Origin of the sequence: Streptomyces sp. NBC_00376 (assembly GCF_036077095.1) — a bacterium.
GTDB lineage: Bacteria > Actinomycetota > Actinomycetes > Streptomycetales > Streptomycetaceae > Streptomyces.
The window spans coordinates 1,370,470-1,389,069 of the sequence record NZ_CP107960.1 but is presented as its reverse complement, the minus strand read 5'-3'; the positions used below and the strand labels follow the sequence as shown (position 1 = coordinate 1,389,069).

Annotated in this window: 16 protein-coding genes, 1 tRNA gene and 1 pseudogene; 15 read left to right on the top strand and 3 right to left on the bottom strand. The window is 71.0% G+C overall.

What is annotated here, in order from left to right; genetic code table 11:
• The first annotated feature begins 153 nt into the window (after positions 1–153).
• The 11 genes from OG842_RS06340 (at position 154) to OG842_RS06290 (ending at position 11,009) form a co-directional block, all read left to right on the top strand.
• Positions 154–1,272, top strand: coding sequence for an inositol-3-phosphate synthase (locus OG842_RS06340; RefSeq protein WP_266728239.1), 1,119 nt, complete (start codon positions 154–156; stop codon positions 1,270–1,272).
• Entirely contained in the window at positions 1,269–2,384 is a 1,116-nt protein-coding gene (locus OG842_RS06335; RefSeq protein ID WP_266728237.1) for an SCO3242 family prenyltransferase, read from the top strand. The genes OG842_RS06340 and OG842_RS06335 overlap by 4 nt, the downstream gene beginning before the upstream one ends.
• On the top strand, positions 2,381–3,268 hold the full coding sequence (locus OG842_RS06330; RefSeq protein WP_266728235.1) for a sugar phosphate isomerase/epimerase family protein: 888 nt from the start codon (positions 2,381–2,383) through the stop codon (positions 3,266–3,268). The genes OG842_RS06335 and OG842_RS06330 overlap by 4 nt, the downstream gene beginning before the upstream one ends.
• Positions 3,269–3,317: 49 nt before the next feature.
• Positions 3,318–3,956 (top strand): EboA domain-containing protein, encoded by a 639-nt coding sequence (locus OG842_RS06325; protein WP_266733458.1) that lies wholly within the window; start codon positions 3,318–3,320, stop codon positions 3,954–3,956.
• Positions 3,956–4,804, top strand: coding sequence for a TatD family hydrolase (locus OG842_RS06320; RefSeq protein WP_266728234.1), 849 nt, complete (start codon positions 3,956–3,958; stop codon positions 4,802–4,804). The genes OG842_RS06325 and OG842_RS06320 overlap by 1 nt, the downstream gene beginning before the upstream one ends.
• Before the next feature lie 4 nt (positions 4,805–4,808).
• A complete protein-coding gene (gene eboE, locus OG842_RS06315) occupies positions 4,809–5,984 on the top strand; it encodes a metabolite traffic protein EboE (RefSeq protein WP_266728233.1) in 1,176 nt (391 codons plus the stop codon).
• Positions 5,981–7,387 (top strand): nucleotide pyrophosphatase/phosphodiesterase family protein, encoded by a 1,407-nt coding sequence (locus OG842_RS06310; protein WP_266728231.1) that lies wholly within the window; start codon positions 5,981–5,983, stop codon positions 7,385–7,387. The genes eboE and OG842_RS06310 overlap by 4 nt, the downstream gene beginning before the upstream one ends.
• A 30-nt stretch (positions 7,388–7,417) precedes the next feature.
• Positions 7,418–8,449, top strand: coding sequence for a sugar phosphate isomerase/epimerase family protein (locus tag OG842_RS06305; RefSeq protein ID WP_266728229.1), 1,032 nt, complete (start codon positions 7,418–7,420; stop codon positions 8,447–8,449).
• 259 nt (positions 8,450–8,708) lie between these two features.
• A tRNA-Leu gene (locus tag OG842_RS06300) sits at positions 8,709–8,796 on the top strand.
• A gap of 325 nt (positions 8,797–9,121) precedes the next feature.
• A complete protein-coding gene (locus tag OG842_RS06295) occupies positions 9,122–10,603 on the top strand; it encodes an HNH endonuclease (protein ID WP_266728227.1) in 1,482 nt (493 codons plus the stop codon).
• 82 nt (positions 10,604–10,685) lie between these two features.
• Positions 10,686–11,009, top strand: coding sequence for a hypothetical protein (locus tag OG842_RS06290; protein WP_266728225.1), 324 nt, complete (start codon positions 10,686–10,688; stop codon positions 11,007–11,009).
• 213 nt (positions 11,010–11,222) lie between these two features.
• On the opposite strand, the gene OG842_RS06285 is transcribed toward OG842_RS06290, so the two are convergent.
• Positions 11,223–11,615, bottom strand: coding sequence for a DUF4267 domain-containing protein (locus OG842_RS06285; protein ID WP_266728223.1), 393 nt, complete (start codon positions 11,613–11,615; stop codon positions 11,223–11,225).
• Between the two features lie 78 nt (positions 11,616–11,693).
• Complete coding sequence (locus OG842_RS06280) at positions 11,694–12,611, bottom strand: NADP-dependent oxidoreductase (protein ID WP_266728221.1); 918 nt, start codon at positions 12,609–12,611, stop codon at positions 11,694–11,696.
• Positions 12,612–12,733: 122 nt separating this feature from the next.
• Here OG842_RS06280 and OG842_RS06275 point away from each other — a divergent pair, with 122 nt between their 5' ends.
• Complete coding sequence (locus tag OG842_RS06275) at positions 12,734–13,183, top strand: winged helix-turn-helix transcriptional regulator (protein WP_266728219.1); 450 nt, start codon at positions 12,734–12,736, stop codon at positions 13,181–13,183.
• A gap of 218 nt (positions 13,184–13,401) precedes the next feature.
• Here OG842_RS06275 and OG842_RS45170 read toward each other — a convergent pair.
• Positions 13,402–13,784, bottom strand: a pseudogene (locus tag OG842_RS45170) (Tn3 family transposase); the annotation flags it as partial.
• Positions 13,785–14,060: 276 nt separating this feature from the next.
• Here OG842_RS45170 and OG842_RS06265 point away from each other — a divergent pair.
• The 3 genes from OG842_RS06265 to OG842_RS06255 are packed head-to-tail and all read left to right on the top strand — an operon-like array spanning position 14,061 to position 18,596.
• Positions 14,061–15,077: a LacI family DNA-binding transcriptional regulator gene (locus tag OG842_RS06265; RefSeq protein WP_266728215.1), complete on the top strand. Its 1,017-nt coding sequence runs from the start codon at positions 14,061–14,063 to the stop codon at positions 15,075–15,077.
• Positions 15,074–16,633 (top strand): sugar ABC transporter ATP-binding protein, encoded by a 1,560-nt coding sequence (locus OG842_RS06260; RefSeq protein WP_266728213.1) that lies wholly within the window; start codon positions 15,074–15,076, stop codon positions 16,631–16,633. The genes OG842_RS06265 and OG842_RS06260 overlap by 4 nt, the downstream gene beginning before the upstream one ends.
• Complete coding sequence (locus tag OG842_RS06255; RefSeq protein WP_266728211.1) at positions 16,623–18,596, top strand: ABC transporter permease/substrate-binding protein; 1,974 nt, start codon at positions 16,623–16,625, stop codon at positions 18,594–18,596. Before OG842_RS06260 ends, OG842_RS06255 begins: the two co-directional genes overlap by 11 nt.
• Positions 18,597–18,600 lie beyond the last annotated feature (4 nt).

Below are 18,600 nucleotides of genomic sequence, written 5' to 3'. Positions count from 1 at the left end.
GGCGACGGCGGGCGGGGAAGGGACCACCCCTCCCCGCCCGGAGGGACCCCCTCCCCGCCCGCCGTCACCGCCCCACCGGCCCCGCCCTTCCGTCTCCGTCGCACAGCGCCACCCGCTCTGCCCAGCCAGCACCCCCAGCCAGGGAGGCAGCCCGTGTCAGCACCCGCCGTACGTACCGGAGTCTGGTTCATCGGAGCACGCGGCTCCGTCGCCACCACCGCCACCGCGGGGTGCGCGGCGGTCGCGGCAGGGCTCCACCCGGCGGCAGGCATGGTCACCGAGACCCCACCTTTCACCGACAGCGGGCTGCCCCCACTCACCTCACTCGTCTTCGGCGGACACGACACGGTCGGCTGCCCACTGCCCAAACGGGCCGAGGCACTGGCCGCCGGGGGAGTGCTGCCGCACGGACTCCCGTCGGCGGTGCGCGCCGAACTCGCTGCCGCGGACGCCGGGATCCGGCCCGGCGGACCACTGCCCGGCGACACCCGCGGCGACGAGGAACTCATCACCGCCTTCGCCGCCGACCTCACCGATTTCACCCGCGGCAACGACCTGGCCAGGACGGTCGTCATCAACGTGGCGTCCACCGAACCCCTCCCGGACCCCGGCGCACAACGACTGCCGGCCAGCTCGCTCTACGCGGCCGCGGCGCTGCGGGCCGGCTGCCCCTACATCAACTTCACCCCCTCCACCGGGCTGCGCACCCCCGCCCTCCAGGACGCCGTCGCGGACTGCGGACTTCCTCACGCGGGCCGCGACGGCAAGACCGGCCAGACGCTGCTCCGCTCCGTACTCGCCCCGATGTTCGTGCAACGCGCCCTGCCCGTACGGGCCTGGTCGGGCACCAACCTGCTGGGCGGCGGAGACGGAGCGGCGCTGGCCGACCCGGGCGCGGCGGCCGCCAAGAACGCGGGCAAGGAACGCGTCCTCGCCGACACCCTGGGAACCGCCCCCGAGGGCGAGGTCCACATCGACGACGTGCCGGCCCTCGGCGACTGGAAGACCGCCTGGGACCACATCGCGTTCGACGGATTCCTCGGTGCGCGGATGGTGCTCCAGACCACCTGGCAGGGCTGTGACTCGGCACTGGCCGCACCTCTGGTCCTGGACCTCGCCAGGCTGGTGGCCCGCGCCCACGAGCGCGGGCTGAGCGGCCCGCTGCCCCAGCTCGGCTTCTACTTCAAGGACCCGGACGGCGGGCCGGCCGCGCTCTTCGAGCAGTATCAGGCGCTGCTCGCCTTCGCCGGGACGCTGCGGGGGGAACGATGACGGCACGTGCCTGGGCCGAACTGCTACGGGTGTCCGCGCTGTTCACCGTCCCCGGCGACGCGCTGGCCGGGGCGGCGGCGAGCGGCCGGCGTCCCGACCGCGGAACCGTGCTCGCCGTCGGAGCCTCGCTCTGCCTGTACGAGGCGGGCATGGCGCTCAACGACTGGGCCGACCGCGAGGAGGACGCCGTCGACCGCCCGCACCGGCCGATCCCCTCGGGCCGGATCGCACCCGCTGCGGCGCTCGCGGCGGCGGGCGCGCTGACCGCCGCAGGGCTGGGGCTCGCCGGCCGGGCCGGCCGCCCGGCCCTCGCGGTGGCCACCGGACTCGCGGCGACCGTGTGGGCGTACGACCTCCGGCTGAAGCACACTCCGGCCGGGCCCGCGGCGATGGCCGCCGCACGCGGACTGGACCTGCTGCTCGGGGCCACCGCCACCGGAGGGGCCGGGCGCACGACGGGGGCGGTGGCTCCGGGCGTGGGTGCGGGGACGGGTTCGATTTCAGGTGCGAGTGCGGGGGCGGGGGCAGGCCCGGGGCCGGGATCCGCCGGTGGTGCGGCGACGGCTCCGGGATCGGCCCGTGGTGCGGCTCCGGTCGCGCGCGGCTCCGTTCTCGGCGCGCTTCCGGCCGCCGGTCTGCTCGGTGCGCACACCTACGCCGTCACCGCCGTCTCCCGGCACGAGGCACACGGCGGATCGACCACCGCACCCCTCGCCGCGCTCGCGGCCGTCGCCGCACTGGGCGCGGCGGCGCTGCACACGCGGCGCGAGGACCAGGAGCCGGGCGCGCACAAGGGATTCGGCGGGCAGGACGAGTCGCCCCGACCGCGTCTCTCGGATCGCTCACCCGCAACCCCCGCCCGCACCGCTTCCGGCCTCGTGCGCACCGCGCTCACCGGCTCCTACGTCCGGACCGCCGCGGTTCCGCTCCTGCACGCCGCGCTCAACCCCTCCCCGCCGCTCACCCAGCGCGCCGTCGGCGGCGGCATCCGGGCGATGATCCCGCTCCAGGCCGCCCTCGCCGCCCGCACCGGAGCGGTCGGCACGGCGCTCGCCGTCATGGGACTCGTACCGATCGCCCGCACCCTCGCCCGGAAGGTGAGCCCGACATGACGATCCGCCTCGGCTACGGCACCAACGGGCTCACCGACCTCCGCCTGGACGACGCCCTCGGACTCCTCGCCGACCTCGGGTACGACGGGGTCGGCCTGACCCTCGACCACATGCACCTCGACCCTCTCGCCCCGGACCTCGCCGCCCGCACCCGCCACGCGGCGTCCCGGCTCCAGGAGCTGGGGCTCGGTGTCACCGTCGAGACCGGCGCCCGCTATGTCCTCGACCCACGCCGCAAGCACGGCCCCTCCCTCCTCGACCCGGACCCGGAGGCCCGCGCCGCCCGCACCCGGCTGCTCGTCCGGGCCGTCCACGTCGCCGCCGACCTCGGCGCCCACGCCGTGCACTGCTTCAGCGGCATCACTCCACCGGACACCGCCCCCGACACCGCCTGGCAGCGGCTCACCGACTCCCTCGCCCCGGTCCTCGAAGCCGCCGACCGCTCCGGCATTCCGCTGGCCGTCGAACCCGAGCCCGGACACCTCCTCGCCACGCTCGCCGACTTCCACCATCTGCGCGTCCTCAGCGGAGACCCGCCACCGCTCGGGCTCACCCTCGACATCGGCCACTGCCAGTGCCTGGAACCCGCCATGCCCGTCGACTGCATCCGCGAGGCCGCGCCCTGGCTGCGCCATGTCCAGATCGAGGACATGCGCCGCGGAGTCCACGAACACCTCCCCTTCGGTGAGGGCGAGATCGACTTCCCGCCCGTACTCGAAGCACTCGACACCCTCTCGGACACCGGCTACCAGGGCCTGACCGTCGTCGAACTGCCCCGCCACTCCCATGCCGGCCCCGAACTCGCCCGCAACTCGATCGACTTCCTCCGCAAACACAGCCCGTCGAGTCACAGTCCGTCGAAGCACAGCCCATCGAGCCGCTGAAACCGCCGAAGGGAGCGACGCCATGCCGATATCCCCGACGAACCCCCCGATGCTGACCCGCAAGGACCTCGACGCACAGCTCGGTGGAGCCGCGCGCGCCTGGCTCGACGAGGCGCTCGCCGAGGCCGAACACGCAGCCTCCCACCAGGACACCGAGCAGCCCGGCAGCCCCTACGCCGCCCCACCGTGGGAACTGCGCTATGCCGCGGCCGGCCGGCAGTGCGGACTCGAACACGCCGACTCCGTACGCGCCCTCCTGCTCGTCGAAGCCCGTGCCACGCTGCCCGCTCTGACCAGGCTCTACGAACAGGGCACCGCCGCCGAACGGCGCGCCGTCCTGCTCACCCTGCACCGGCTGGACCTCGGCCCCACCGCCCTTCCGCTCGTCGAGGACGCCCTGCGCACCAATGACACCCGGCTGATCGCCGCGGCCGTCGGCCCGTACGCCGCCACCCATCTCGATGCGCACAACTGGCGCCACGCCGTTCTCAAATGCCTCTTCACCGGGGTCGATGTCGAAGCCGTCGGCGGACTGGCCCGACGCGCCCGGGGCGACGCCGAACTCGCCCGCATGCTGGGCGACTTCGCCGCCGAACGCATCGCGGCGGGCCGCAGTGTCCCCGCCGGCCTCACCCGCGTCCTCGAACTCACCACCCCCGGTGCCGCCGCCCCCACGGAGGAGTCCTGATGCGCATCTTCGACCCGCACATCCACATGACCTCCCGCACCACGGACGACTACCAGGCGATGTACGACGCGGGGGTCCGCGCCCTCGTGGAACCCTCCTTCTGGCTCGGCCAGCCCCGTACCTCGCCCGCCAGCTTCTTCGACTACTTCGACGCCCTGCTCGGCTGGGAGCCCTTCCGCGCCGCCCAGTACGGCATCGCCCACCACTGCACGCTCGCCCTCAACCCCAAGGAGGCGAACGACCCGCGCTGCGTCCCCGTCCTGGACGCCCTGCCCCGCTATCTCGTCAAGGACTCCGTCGTCGCCGTCGGCGAGATCGGCTACGACTCCATGACCCCGGCCGAGGACACCGCCCTGGCCGCCCAGCTCCAGCTCGCCGCCGACCATGGCCTGCCCGCCCTCGTGCACACCCCGCACCGGGACAAGCTCGCCGGGCTGCACCGCACCATCGACGTCATCCGCGAGTCCCGCCTTCCCCCGGAGCGGGTGCTGCTCGACCACCTCAACGAGACGACCGTGAAGGACGCCAGGGACAGCGGCTGCTGGGCCGGCTTCTCCATCTATCCCGACACCAAGATGGACGAGGAACGCATGGTCGCGATCCTCAGGACCCACGGCACCGAGAAGGTGCTGGTCAACTCGGCCGCCGACTGGGGCCGGAGCGATCCGCTCAAGACCCGCAAGGTGGGCGACGCGATGCTCGCCGCCGGGTTCGACGACGACGACGTCGACAAGGTGCTCTGGCGCAACCCCGTCGAGTTCTACGGGCAGAGCGGCCGGCTCCAGCTCGGCACCGCCACGCCACAACCGCTCCACGAAGGCAACTCCATCCTGCGCGGCGGGGAGTGAGGCGATGCGCTTCCGCCATCCCGACGGCTCCACCGTCCACCTCTCGTACTGCACCAATGTCCACCCCGCCGAGACGCTCGACGGCGTCCGCGCCCAACTGCGCGACCACTGCGAACCCGTCCGCAGACGCCTCGGCCGGGACCGGCTCGGCATCGGCCTCTGGCTCGCCAGGGACGCCGCCCGCACCCTGATCAACGACCCGGCCGAGCTGCGGTCCCTGCGCGCCGAACTGGACCGCCGCGGCCTGGAGGTCGTCACCCTCAACGGCTTCCCGTACGAGGGGTTCGGCGCCGACGAGGTCAAGTACCGGGTGTACAAGCCGGACTGGACGGACCCGGAGCGGCTCGCCCACACCACCGACCTCGCCCGGCTCCTGGCCGGCCTGCTCCCGGACGACGCCACCGAAGGAACCATCTCCACCCTCCCGATCGCCTGGCGCACCCCCTTCGCCTCGGACCCGGAAGCGGCCCGCACGGCACACACCGCGCTCACCACCCTCGGCGAACGCCTCGACGCACTCGCCGAACTCACCGGCAAATCCATCCGCATCGGCCTCGAACCCGAGCCGGGCTGCACCGTCGAGACCACCGCCGACGCCATCGCCCCGCTCACCGCCGTCGGACACCCACGCATCGGCATCTGCATCGACACCTGCCACCTCGCCACCTCCTTCGAGGACCCCGGCACCGCCGTCGACGCGCTCGGCGCGGCGGGCATCCCGATCGCCAAGGCACAGCTCTCCGCGGCACTGCACGCCGAACACCCCCACCTCCCCGAGGTACGCACCGCACTCGCCGCCTTCGCCGAACCCCGCTTCCTGCACCAGACCCGCACCCGTACCGCCGCCGGACTGCGCGGCACCGACGACCTCGACGAGGCCGTCACCGGCCGGGCCCTGCCGGACGGGGCCCCCTGGCGCGCCCACTTCCACGTCCCCCTGCACACACCACCCGCACCACCGCTCACCTCCACCCTTCCCGTACTCCGATCCGCACTGACCCGCCTGGTGGGCGGCGGACACCCCCTCACCAGGCACCTGGAGGTCGAGACGTACACCTGGCAGGCGCTCCCGGCCGCGCTTCGCCCCCGTACCCGCACCCAGCTCGCCGACGGCATCGCCGCCGAACTCACCCTCGCCCGCGACCTCCTGGTCGACCTCGGCCTCAAGGAGCTCCCATGACCACAGCCGAGCAGCCCGCCGGGACCGTCACACCCACCCCTCTCCTCGTCGTAGACGTCGTCGGCCTCACCCCGCAGCTCCTCGACCACATGCCGCACCTCAAGGCCCTGGGGCAGTCGGGCACCCGTGCCCCCCTCGGCACCGTCCTCCCTGCCGTCACCTGTGCCGCCCAGTCCACCTTCCTCACCGGCAGCACCCCCGCCGAGCACGGCATCGTCGCCAACGGCTGGTACTTCCGCGAGCTCGGCGACGTCCTGCTCTGGCGCCAGCACAACGGCCTGGTCGCGGGCGACAAGCTCTGGGACGCCGCCCGTCGCGCCCACCCCGGCTACACCGTCGCCAACATCTGCTGGTGGTACGCGATGGGCGCCGACACCGACATCACCGTCACCCCGCGCCCCGTCTACTACGCCGACGGCCGCAAGGAACCCGACTGCTACACCCGGCCGCCCGCCCTGCACGACGAACTCACCGAGAAATTCGGCACATTCCCCCTCTTCCACTTCTGGGGCCCCGGCGCCGACCTCGTCTCCTCGCAGTGGATCATCGACGCGACGCGGCACATCCTCGACACCCGCCGCCCCGATCTGGCCCTGTGCTACCTCCCGCACCTCGACTACGACCTCCAGCGCTACGGCCCCGACGACCCGCGCTCCTACCGGGCCGCGGCCGAACTCGACCGCGCCATGGCCCCCCTCCTGGACGACGCCCGCCGCGAAGGCCGCACCGTCGTCGCCCTCTCCGAATACGGCATCACCCGCGTGGACCGGCCCGTCGACATCAACCGGGCCCTGCGCCGCGCCGGCCTCCTGGAGGTCCACACCCAGGACGGCATGGAGTACCTGGACCCGATGGCTTCCCGGGCCTTCGCCGTCGCCGACCACCAGATCGCACACATCTACGTACGCCGCGCCGAGGACCTCGAAGCCACCCGCGAAGCCCTCCGGGACGTCCAGGGCATCGAGCAGCTCCTCGACGACGAGGGCAAGAAGGCACACGGCCTGGACCACCCGCGCTCGGGCGAGCTGGTCGCCATCGCGGAGCCGGATGCCTGGTTCACGTACTACTACTGGCTCGACGACGCCCGCGCGCCCGACTTCGCCCGGCTCGTCGAGATCCACCGCAAACCCGGCTACGACCCGGTCGAACTCTTCCTGGACCCCCAGGACCCGTACGTCAAGGTCAAGGCGGCAACGGCCGTCGCCCGCAAGAAGCTGGGCATGCGCTATCGCATGGCGGTCGTGCCGCTGGACCCGTCACCTATTCGCGGCAGCCACGGCCGCCTTCCGCGGAGCGACGAAGAAGGTCCGCTCATCCTGTGCTCCACCCCCCACGCGTTCACCGGCCCCGTCCGGGCCACCGAAGTGAAGTCCTTGCTTCTCGAGCTTGCCGGACTGCACTGACAACGTCCCGCCCCCAGAAGGAGTTCCTCCATGAGTCGCCCCACCCCCGTCGACGCCGAGCTCGCCCACAAGCTCAGCCGGCGCTCCATGCTCGGCGTGGCAGCCGGAGCCACCGCAGCCGCCCTTCTCGGCGCCGCCGCCCCGGCCGCCACCGCCCAGGGCAAGCCCCAGGGCGACCCCCTGCTGCCGCCCGGCCGTCTCGGGATCCAGCTCTACACCCTCCGCGACAAGGTCTCGACCCTCGGCTTCGACAAGGTCTTCGCCGAACTCGAGGCGTACGGCTACGACGAGGTCGAGTACGCCGGCTACACCCAGGGCTCGGCCGGGGCCATCACCCTCGCCCAGCTCAAGCAGCTCACCCGCGACCACGGACTCAAGGGCATCGGCAGCCACGTCGGCTACTACGACAACAACAACCCGAACGCCTACACCTTCGCGCAGAACCTCACCAAGGTCCTCGACGACGCCCAGGCCCTCGGCCTCAAGCACATCGGCACCGCCTCGGGGCCGTTCCGCTACGGATCGACGGTCGACGCCTGGAAGCGCGCCGCAGCCGACTTCAACGCCTACGGGGCCGCGGCCAGGGAGCGCGGCATGAAGTTCTACCAGCACAACCACGCCGAGGAGTTCTCCTTCGCCACCGACCGGCCCGACGTCCGCCTCTACGACGTACTGCTCGCCGAGACCGATCCCGACCTCGTCTTCCTCGAGATGGACATCTACTGGGCCTACGTCGGCCAGTTCCGGTTCGGCAAGCGGGCCGACGGCACCCCCGACACCTTCGACCCGCTGCACTACGTACTGAAACAGCCCGGCCGGTACCCGCTCTTCCACGTCAAGGACGGCGAGCACGACATCGCGGCCCGCGACGGCTACCGCATGGTGGACGTCGGGGACGGCGACATCGATTACAAGAAGTTCCTCTCCGCCGTCACCAGGACCCACGGCGGCCGCCGAGACCACCACTGGCAGGTGGAGCACGACCAGCCGATAGTCGACTCCTTCACCACGGCCCGCCGCTCGGCTGCCTACCTCCACACCCTGCGCCGGAAGGGCTGCTAGGACCCGCGCGTACGACGGTCCTCCTCGCAAAGGGCGGGAGGACCGTCGTCGTACGTTTCTGATGCCGCGATTGCCGGGCGGTCTTGCACCAAGCGTACGGGTGTGACTACGGATCGTGGGTGGAGCGGGCGAGATGCCGCGGGATCACGTCGACCGGATCCGCTGCACCGCACTGACCACCGGAAATGCAGGTGAGAGCCACCCTGAACCCCTGGTATTGTTTTCCATGTCGCCGCGGGAAACCGGGGCCGACCACCTGGTCCGGGTGGCGGAATGGCAGACGCGCTAGCTTGAGGTGCTAGTGCCCTTTATCGGGCGTGGGGGTTCAAGTCCCCCCTCGGACACCAGTAGAAACCCCAGCTCACCTGGGGTTTTTCTGTTTCTCCGGCTGTGGCGCGACCAGCCGCGTGACCAGCAGCCGAGCGAACTTCCTGGTCGGACCAGGAGTGACAGGCCGATCCGGCCGTCACGACGTGCGTGCGGTGCGTCACCTGGTCCCGTTCATGCGAGGTTGCGGCTATGCGCGTTGTGGCATGAAGGCATGAAGCCGCTCCGCCGAGCACGCTGAAGCAGTGACCGACGGGTGACCAGGAGTGCCCTGGTGCGCGCCGTTCGGGCCCGGGGCAGTCGCCGTGAACCCCGACTGTCAGAGGCAGCGGCTAGCGTGCGCCCATGAGCGATGACCAGCAGAAGCCGATGGCGGCTCAGTCGTCTCGCCCCGAGGTCATGCAGAACGTAGGCCCTGCTGGGCGGCCGGGAGACGGTGCGAAGCCGAAGGGCATCGCGATGTATCACGACATGCGGGTCGAAGAGGACTTCACCAAGTGCGCCACCCGCCTCTTCTCGATCCTCCAAAAAGCCGCAGCGACAAGCCCTGGCGCCCCGCGTTACGTCTACCTCGACATCCAGGGGCACCGCAACGCCGCCGGTGACTACGACGCCGATGCCCTGGAGATCATCAACGAGTTCCTGCCGGGGTTCCTCGGCCCGTATCTCACGGAGATCAGCACACCGATCTACCACGTGAGGAACCCCGAGCCGCAACGCGAGGACATCCCTGACCTCCTCGGCATACGAGACCCCGACCGTGAACACTCCTACGACCACCGAGAGCTGCGCGTACGCAACCGGGACAACAGCCCTGACGGGCGCCGGTCCAGACCCCCGGTCCGGGCCATCGCCGACTACCTCGGTCTCGATGAGCCGATCTGCCTGATCTGCTGGCAGGCGCCGGTGGAGAGGGCCCATGTAGTCCCGGAGTCGCTCGGCGGTTCCAACGATGTGCGCAACTTCGCCCTCCTCTGCCCGCGCCATCACCGCGATGCACCCGATGTCGCGGACGCCGAGGCGTTCTGGTCCTGGGTCGACTATGCCTGTGAACGCGACGGCCATATGAAGTGGGAAGGCGTGGACCCGGAGATGCTGGCGAAGGCGGAACGCGTCGGCCTCCACATCGAGACGCGCGGACCGGTGCGGAAGAGCCTGCGTCATTTCGACCGGGTCCGTGACGAACTCGTGCGTCACTACGGCTGGTGCCCGGAGGACTTCGCCGGCGGCTACCACTGGGGAGCGCTGATGGAAGAGTTCCACACGGTGATGGACTCGGCCACCAGCACTCACTTCAACGTTTCCAAGAAGGCATCCACCGAGGCATGGGCCTTCGAAGTGGCCCGCAGACGCCTGAGGGACGGAGTTGCGGAGCACGAGGCCGGCAACGACCGGTCGGCGGTGTCGAGCCGTCCGTCGGTTGAACTGGCGGAACGGGCGGTGCGCAAGTCACCCGACAGCGATGGTGCGCAGAGCCTGGTCGATGCCGCACGGCGGGCCGACATCGCGATCGAGGCTGCGGCACTGGTGCGCGACATCATCAGGTCGGCGGGGGTGTCCAGTGCCGAGGAAGTACTGCGGGGCATCAAAGAGGAGGTGGCGGACCGCACCGCGCAATTCGAGCGGCTGAATGATGAGTTGATGGGGCATACGGCCTGCCGGCACTGTGGCCACGCCATAGCCCGGATCGGGGACGCTCCCTGGCGCCACAGCGCTGCGGCGCCCATGTCCCGTGGCTGCCGTGCCGCGAGTTTCGACCGGGACGGCACCTGGGACGATTCCCTCGACCGGGCGTGGAAGGCGAGTCCGCCGAAGACCTATCGGTGAGCTGTTGCTGGTGCTGTGACCGCATGGGTTCGCCGGGGCAATTCGGTCGAGACAGGTCCAGCGGTCTGAGTAGCCTCGTCCTGTGGTGGATGAAGAGGTGTACGTCCGGTATCGGGAAGACGCGAAAGTGCTGGCCGCGATCGGGGAGCATGTCGACGCCCAGGTCGGCCGTGTCACGGTGCGACTGCCCAGGGCTGTGGCCGAGGCCGCGGTGGACGCCTGGGAGCGTGACGAGTCGGGTGACCTCGGTGAGGAGACCCATGAGCAGTACGCGCTGCGGGACCAGGCTGGTGATTTGGCGCTGATCGGCCTGGTGATCTCGGAGCGCGGCCGATGGGAGGGTGAGGAGGTCGTGATCGACCTGGATGTCGTCTCCGCGGGGGCAGCCGTGCGGGCATCGCTCTAGTCAGGCCGCGGCGGCCACCGGTCTGCCGCCCCAGGTGAGGGCCTTCTCGCTGCGGATGTGGATGTGGATGTGGATGCGGATGCGCGCGCGGTCGGCCGGCCGCGTTTGTGCGCGGCCGGCAACAACGGCTCCAGCACGGCCCGTCGACCCTCGGTCAGGATTCCCGTCCCGCACGACGGCCACCCCGGATCGAGATCCACTTTCGTGCGGACCTCAGGCGGCTGCCGGCCGTTCGCGCAGCAGCAGTCCCGCGGTCACGGCGACCGTCGCCGCAGCCAGTCCGTGGACGCCGTACGCGGTCGCCGCCGGGCCGCCTGCGTTCAGCACGATCAGCATGTCGCCGACCGGGACGACGGCCATTGCCGCCATCGCCACCCCGAGCGCCTTGCGCTGCCCGGCCGGCAGCAGCGCGAGTATCACCAGTCCGAAGCCGATGTCCCGCATGCCCTTGACCGCCAGGAAGCCCTCCCCCTGGTCCTGCGGCCAGGTCGGCAGCCCGAACCCTTCGGCCGTCGGCTGCGGTGCGAGCAGGAAGCTGATCCCGGTGTAGAGGAGGAACAGGCCGCCGAGGACGGCGAGGACGGTGGCGAGGCGCTTCATGGTCATGGCAGGTCTCCTGAGGGTGTTGTACGGCGGGGCGGGGCGGAACGGAACGGATCGACGGCGCACTCGGCGTCGGGCCGGTCAGGGGCAGATGATGTAGCGGCCGCGGAGGCCGCCCTTGGCGGTGGCCCGGTGGGCTTGGGCGGCCCGGTCCAGGGGGACGACCGCGTGGACGCGGGCCGGGAGTTCGCCCGAGGCGGCGCGGGTGAGGAGGCCGGCCAGTCGCGCGCCGTCGAAGGCGGTGAACACGGAGGCGACCGAGATCCCGCGCTCGGCGGGCGGTTCGAGGCCCGGCCGCAGCCCGACGTAGGCCCCGCCGTCGCGGACCAGCTCGAGCGCTTCTTCATTCAGCTGGGCGGGGTCGACGACTGCGTCCCATTCCGGCTCGGCGTGCGTGGTGAAGTCGGCGCCGAGGCCGCGGACGAATTCCTCGTCGCCGGTGCGGGCGAGCCCGGTCACCCGCCAGCCGCGCTCCCGGGCCAGGACGGCGACGTTCGCTCCGACCGCCCCCGCGGCGCCGGTCACCAGCAGCCGGGCGGCCCCGGCGGGCGTGTCGCCGAGCAGGTCGACGGCCTGCGCGGCGGCCAGCCCGTTGAGGGGGACCGTGGTCGCGGACAGCAGGTCCAGCTCGTCGGGGACCGGGACGACGTCGGCCGCCGAGACCACGATCTGCTCGGCGTAGGTGCCGTAGTCGCGGTCGAAGCCGACCACCAGGCCGGCCACCCGGGTGCCGACGGCCAGGTCGACGCCCGGCCCGGCCGCGTCCAGGATGCCGGCGAACTCCCATCCCAGGCCCGTGTGTTCGGGCTGATCGACCAGCCCCATCGAGTGGAAGAAGCCCGCCGCGACGCCGAGATCGGTGGGGTTGACCGTCGCGGCGGCGATCGCGACGCGGATCCGGCCGGGGCCGGGCTCGACGACGGGCGCCTCGATGACCTCGATCGAGTCGGGCCCGTTCGGGATGCGGACGACGGCGGTGCGGAAGGTGGCGGTGCCCATGGTTTTGTTCCTTTGCGGTGGGGTGATCGTTTCCGTGCTCCCATGCTCGTTTCGTGGATTCCGCGGCGGAAGAAGGCACTTGAAAGTGCGTAAGCTGCCGCCAGGTACGGAAGGGGAGATCGATGTCGACGCAGACGGCGGCTCAGCAGCGGGCTGAGGCGAAGGCGAGCTACAACGCGTTCATGGAGGGCTGCCCCAGCCGCCAGTTGCTGGACCGAATCTCCGACAAGTGGGTCGCGTTGATCCTCGCGGCGCTCGGCAGCGACGGCCCGCACCGCCCCGGGGTCGACCACGAGGACGGGCCCCGGTCGATGCGCTATTCCGAACTGTCCCGCCGGCTCGCGGGCGCCAGCCAGAAGATGCTCACCCAGACCCTGCGTTCCCTGGAAGTAGACGGCCTGGTCACCCGTACCGTCACGCCCACCGTGCCCGTCACCGTCACCTACGAACTGACCGACCTCGGTCTGTCCCTGAACCACGTCATGGCCGGCCTCAAGGACTGGGCCGAAACGCACATGACCGACGTACTCGCCCACCGCGAGGAACACCACCGCAGGGCAGCCGAGCACTGAGCGCGCCGGTTGAACCCGCAGCCGGACGAACTGGGGCGTTCAGCGGTGTTCCGTGAATCGCGTCCGCGCGGTCGGGCTTCGCCGGTGTTGCTCAAGTTCTTCGAGATTCGCGCGTGGTTCTCGAGTTTCCTCCGGAACCGCTGGTCCCGGGATTGTTCAGGGTGCCGATGGAATGGCGACGGCCCGCAAAGGCTGCAGGTGGGCAACCAGGAAGTCGCGCGCGACGGCTTCGCCCCGGTGCGCGACGTCTTCTCCAGCTGCAGCAGCGTCGACAGCCTCACCTTCTCCGTCTTCCGCTTCGCGGTGCCCGGCAACCGGGTGGCCATGAGGACCAGGAACAGGGCCAGGGCCTCGTCGATCGCCTTCGCCTCCAGGTGCCGCACAACCGTGGTGAGCATCGCCGTACGCTTGGGCTCCGCCGCCCGTTCCGGCAGCGGCGCCTTCGGCCCCAGCGCCTGCCGGGCCGGCGCCGCCGTCCGGTTCGGCGGGATCTGCGACAGCCTCAGCCGGCCGAGCTGAACGAGCCGATCTCGGCCACCCGCTCCGGCGCGTGGGCGAACGCCGTCCCGGTCGTCGGCGGCCGGCGCACCCGCTCCAGCTGGTGGTGCTTCGTCCGCCGCAGGGCGATCAGGTCCCGGTCCGCATCGTCCGGGAAGAAGAACCGAACCGTTCCAGCTGCTCGGGCCTCGTCGGCTCCTCGGTGAGCTTTCTCTCCGCCGCCCGCGCTTCCGTCCCGCTCGTCACGATCCGGTCTCGGACAACGGGTGGGGGCTTGTTTTCGGCCGTGTAATCGTTTCCAATCTTCCGTGTAATCGATTCCACGGGTTCGGCCCGCTGGTTTCGAGGCTCACGGAAACCACAAGGAGGTGGTCCGGACGTGACGAGCATCAAGGACGTCGCGGCTCAGGCAGGGGTCTCTGTCGCCACGGTCTCCCGCGTTCTCAACAGTCATCCCTCCGTCAGCCCGGACGCGCGGACCCGGGTCCTCGCCGCCGTCGACGCCCTCGGCTACCGGCCCAACGCCGTCGCCCGTTCGCTGCGCACCGATCAGACGCGCACCCTCGGCCTGGTCATCAGTGATGTGCTCAATCCGTACTTCACCGAGCTGGCCCGCTTCGTCGAGGAGGAGGCCCGCGCCCTCGGCTACAGCGTCATCATCGGAAACGCCGACGAGCGGCCGGAGCTGCAGGACCACCACGTCCGCACGCTCCTCGACCGAAGGATCGACGGGCTCCTCGTCTCTCCCGCCGACGGCGACTCCCCGCTGATGGCGGACGTGGCGCGCGCCGGAACCCCGATGGTCTTCGTGGACCGCTGGATGCCCGGCGTCGACGTCCCCGTAGTACGCGCCGACGGCCGCCACGCGATCCGCGACCTGGTCGCCCATCTGTACGCGCTGGGCCGCCGCAGGCTCGCGATCATCGCCGGCCCCGCGGCCACCACCACGGGCGACGAGCGCGTCGAGGCCTTCCGCGAGGCGTTGCGCGCGCACGAGCTCGGCCTGCCGGAGGTCTACATCGGCCAGGGCGACTTCCAGGCGGACAGCGGCCGGCGCGTCACCGAAGGCTTCCTGGCGCTTCCCGAGCCGCCCGAGATCGTCTTCGCCGCCGACAACCTGATGGCGCTCGGCGCCCTGGACGCCATCCGCGCCGCCGGCCTGCGCGTCCCGCAGGACATCGGGCTCGCCGCATTCGACGACATCCCGTGGTTCGTCCACACCGACCCGCCGATCACCGCGATCGCCCAGCCGACCGGCGAACTCGGCCGCGCCGCCGTCCGCGCACTGGTCGACATCGTCGAGGGCCGGTCCCCGCAGTCCGTCACCCTTCCCGCCCGCCTCGTCGTACGCCGTTCCTGCGGCGAGCCCGCTTCGGACCAGAGGAGCAACTTGTGAGCAAGCCGGACGAGTTGCTGCGCATCGAAGGCGTACGCAAGACCTTCCCCGGTGTGGTCGCGCTGGACAGCGTCGACTTCGACCTGCGCAGCGGCGAGGTGCATGTCCTGCTCGGCGAGAACGGAGCGGGCAAGAGCACCCTCATCAAGATGCTCTCCGGTGCCTACCGCCCGGACAGCGGGCGGATCTTCGCCCAGGGGCGCGAGGTCCGCATCCACAGCGCGCAGGACGCCGAACGGCTCGGCATCGCGACGATCTACCAGGAGTTCAACCTGGTGCCCGATCTGACGGTCGCCGAGAACATCTTCCTCGGCCGGCAGCCGCGCCGTTTCGGGATGATCGACCGCCGCCGCATGGAGGCGGACGCCGAGGTGCTGCTGCGCCGGGTCGGCCTGCACGTCTCGCCGAAGGCCAAGGTCCGTGAACTGGGCATCGCCAGGCTCCAGATGGTGGAGATCGCCAAGGCGCTCAGTCTGGACGCGCGTGTCCTGATCATGGACGAGCCGACCGCGGTCCTCACCTCGGAAGAGGTCGACAAGCTCTTCCGGATCGTGCGGCAGCTGCGCGAGGACGGGGTCGGGGTCGTCTTCATCACCCACCACCTCGAAGAGATCGCGGCGCTCGGCGACCGGGTCACGGTGTTGCGCGACGGCCGGAGCATCGACCGGGTCCCGGCCTCGACGCCCGAGGCGGAGCTCGTACAGCTGATGGTGGGACGCAGCATCGACCAGCAGTACCCCCGTGAACGCCCCGAGACCGGCGAGCCGTTGCTCGCGGTGCGCGGTCTGACCCGCAACGGTGTCTTCCACGACATCAGCTTCGAGGTGCGGGCCGGTGAGGTGGTCGGTCTCGCCGGTCTCGTCGGCGCGGGCCGTACCGAGGTCGCCCGCGCCGTCTTCGGCGCCGACCCCTACGACGGCGGCACCGTGGACGTCCTCGGTGAGCGGCTGGCCAAGCACGACGTCACCGCCGCGATGGGCGCCGGGATCGGCCTCGTACCCGAGGACCGCAAGGGGCAGGGCCTGGTGCTCGACGCCTCGGTGCAGGAGAACCTCGGCCTGGTCACCCTGCGTTCGGCGAGCCGCTCCGGACTCGTCGACCTCAAGGGGCAGCGCCTGGCCGCCGCCCGGATCGCCGAACAGCTCGGCGTACGGATGGCGGGTCTCGGCCAGCACGTCCGTACGCTCTCCGGCGGCAACCAGCAGAAGGTCGTCATCGGCAAGTGGCTGCTCGCCGACACCAGAGTGCTGATCCTCGACGAGCCGACGCGCGGCATCGACGTCGGCGCCAAGGTCGAGATCTATCAGCTCATCAACGAACTGACCGCATCGGGCCACGCGGTTCTGATGATCTCCAGCGATCTGCCCGAAGTCCTCGGCATGAGCGACCGGGTGCTGGTCATGTCCCAGGGCCGGATCGCCGGAGAGCTCCCCGCGCACGAAGCCACCCAGGACGCCGTGATGGCCCTCGCCGTCAGCGCGGCCCCCATGACACATCTGCCGGCCGGCCCGACCGGTCCGGCAGCGAACGAAGAGGAGAGCCCCCGTGGCCACTGACACGCTCAAGAGCGATACGGGCGCCAGTGGCGCCGCAGGGCGCACGGTCCGCCGGCTCCTGCTCGACAACGGCGCACTGAGCGCCCTGGTCGTACTCCTGGTGGCGATGTCGCTGCTCTCCGGCGACTTCCTGACCACGCAGAACCTGCTGAACGTCGGTGTACAGGCCGCCGTCACCGCGATCCTCGCCTTCGGTGTCACCTTCGTCATCGTCTCGGCGGGCATCGATCTGTCCGTCGGCTCGGTGGCCGCGCTCTCCGCGACGGTCCTCGCCTGGTCGGCCACCTCGCAGGGGCTGCCGGTCTGGCTGGCGCTCGTCCTCGCCGTCGTCACCGGAATCGCCTGCGGTTTCGTCAACGGGGCCCTCGTCTCGTACGGCAAACTGCCGCCGTTCATCGCGACCCTGGCGATGCTGTCGATCGCGCGAGGTCTGTCCCTGGTCATCTCCCAGGGGAAGCCGATCGACTTCCCCGGCTCGGTCTCCGTGCTCGGCGACACGCTCGGTGGCTGGCTGCCCGTCCCCGTCCTCGTGATGGTCGTGATGGGACTGATCGCGGCGCTGATCCTGGCCCGCACCTACATCGGCCGTTCGATGTACGCCATCGGCGGCAACGAGGAGGCGGCCCGCCTCTCCGGACTGCGCGTCAAGCGGCAGAAGCTGGCCATCTACGCCCTCTCCGGGCTCTTCGCCGCCGTCGCGGGCGTCGTCCTCGCCTCCCGGCTGACCTCCGCGCAGCCGCAGGCCGCGCAGGGGTACGAACTCGACGCGATCGCCGCGGTCGTCATCGGCGGCGCCAGCCTCGCCGGCGGTGTCGGGAAGGCGTCCGGGACGCTGATCGGCGCGCTCATCCTCGCCGTGCTGCGCAACGGGCTGAACCTCCTCTCCGTGTCCGCCTTCTGGCAGCAGGTCGTCATCGGTGTCGTCATCGCCCTCGCGGTGCTGCTGGACACCGTCCGCCGCAAGGCCGGATCCGGAGCCGTCGCACCGGGCGGTTCGTCCGCCGCGCCGGGCTCGCCGGGATCCGGCCGCAAGGGGGCGGGCGCGGTCAAGTTCGGCATCACCGCACTGTGCGTGGCCGTCGTCGTCGGCGCGGTGTCCTACTTCAACTCCGGTTCCTCCGGCGGCAACACCAAGGTGGGCATGTCGCTCTCCACGCTCAACAACCCCTTCTTCGTGCAGATGAAGGCGGGCGCGCAGGCGGAGGCGAAGACGGCCGGGGTCGACCTCACCGTCACCGATGCGCAGAACGACGCCTCGCAGCAGGCCAACCAGCTCCAGAACTTCACTAGTTCGGGCATGAAGTCGATCATCGTCAATCCGGTGGACTCGGATGCGGCGGGCCCCGCCGTCCGGGGCGCCAACAAGGCGGACATCCCGGTGGTCGCCGCCGACCGAGGGGTCAACAAGGCACGGACCGCGACGCTCGTGGCATCCGACAACGTCGCCGGTGGCAGGCTCGCCGCCAAGGCGCTGGCCGACCGGCTCGGCGGCAAGGGCGGCATCGTCGTGCTGCAGGGGACGGCCGGTACCTCGGCCAGCCGTGAGCGCGGCGCGGGCTTCGCCGAGGGGCTCAAGGCGTATCCGGGCATCAAGGTCGTGGCCAAGCAGCCGGCGGACTTCGACCGCACGAAGGGGCTGGACGTCATGACCAACCTGCTCCAGTCCCACCCCGGGATCACCGGTGTCTTCGCCGAGAACGACGAGATGGCGCTCGGTGCGGTCCGGGCGCTCGGCAGCAAGGCGGGCAAATCGGTCTCCGTCGTCGGATTCGACGGAACTCCCGACGGTCTGAAGGCGGTTGGTGCGGGAACGCTGTACGCGTCCGTGGCCCAGCAGCCGAAGGAACTGGGCCGGATCGCCGTGCAGAACGCGGTGAAGGCCGCTGAGGGCAAGAAGGTCGACAGCACGGTGAAGGTGCCGGTCAAGGTCGTCACCAAGAACAACGTCGCCGATTTCTCCTGAACAG

Excerpts from the sequence above, each read along its gene's own strand:
- OG842_RS06335 (WP_266728237.1), top strand. The coding sequence starts at position 1,269 with ATGACGGCACGTGCCTGGGCCGAACTGCTACGGGTGTCCGCGCTGTTC.
- OG842_RS06330 (WP_266728235.1), top strand. The coding sequence starts at position 2,381 with ATGACGATCCGCCTCGGCTACGGCACCAACGGGCTCACCGACCTCCGC.
- OG842_RS06325 (WP_266733458.1), top strand. The coding sequence starts at position 3,318 with ATGCTGACCCGCAAGGACCTCGACGCACAGCTCGGTGGAGCCGCGCGC.
- OG842_RS06320 (WP_266728234.1), top strand. The coding sequence starts at position 3,956 with ATGCGCATCTTCGACCCGCACATCCACATGACCTCCCGCACCACGGAC.
- eboE (WP_266728233.1), top strand. The coding sequence starts at position 4,809 with ATGCGCTTCCGCCATCCCGACGGCTCCACCGTCCACCTCTCGTACTGC.
- OG842_RS06310 (WP_266728231.1), top strand. The coding sequence starts at position 5,981 with ATGACCACAGCCGAGCAGCCCGCCGGGACCGTCACACCCACCCCTCTC.
- OG842_RS06305 (WP_266728229.1), top strand. The coding sequence starts at position 7,418 with ATGAGTCGCCCCACCCCCGTCGACGCCGAGCTCGCCCACAAGCTCAGC.
- OG842_RS06295 (WP_266728227.1), top strand. The coding sequence starts at position 9,122 with ATGAGCGATGACCAGCAGAAGCCGATGGCGGCTCAGTCGTCTCGCCCC.
- OG842_RS06285 (WP_266728223.1), bottom strand. The coding sequence starts at position 11,615 with ATGACCATGAAGCGCCTCGCCACCGTCCTCGCCGTCCTCGGCGGCCTG.
- OG842_RS06280 (WP_266728221.1), bottom strand. The coding sequence starts at position 12,611 with ATGGGCACCGCCACCTTCCGCACCGCCGTCGTCCGCATCCCGAACGGG.
- OG842_RS06275 (WP_266728219.1), top strand. The coding sequence starts at position 12,734 with ATGTCGACGCAGACGGCGGCTCAGCAGCGGGCTGAGGCGAAGGCGAGC.